Origin of the sequence: Streptomyces sp. TRM68416 (assembly GCF_014596915.1) — a bacterium.
In the GTDB taxonomy this organism is placed as follows: domain Bacteria; phylum Actinomycetota; class Actinomycetes; order Streptomycetales; family Streptomycetaceae; genus Streptomyces.
Genome location: NZ_JACVWU010000117.1, coordinates 1 through 298 on the forward strand (window position 1 = coordinate 1; position 298 = coordinate 298).

Here is a 298-nt window from a genome sequence, read left to right on the forward strand (position 1 = left end):
GCAGGCAACCCGGTGCTGGACATCGGCACGCTCAGCGTGCGGCGCGCCGACCCCACGCAGTTCGCGGCGGGCACCCACAACACCAACGGTCTGTTCGCGCTGGAGTGGTTCCCGGTGACGCCGCCCGAGACGGCCACCCCGGTCACCTCGGTCGCGGTGCTGGGTGAGGGCCCGTTCACCGTCCCCGGCGCGACGACCCATGCCGACACCGCCGCTCTCCTCGCGGCCCTGGACGCGGGCGCCCCGCTGCCGCAGTGCGCGGTGCTGACCATCGCCTCCGCCCCGGACACCACCGACA

At 74.8% G+C, this 298-nt stretch carries 1 protein-coding gene; it reads left to right on the top strand.

What is annotated here, in order from left to right; all coding sequences use genetic code 11:
- Positions 1-298: hypothetical protein (locus tag ICC28_RS40200; protein WP_188293816.1), on the top strand; the 298-nt coding region annotated here is incomplete at both ends.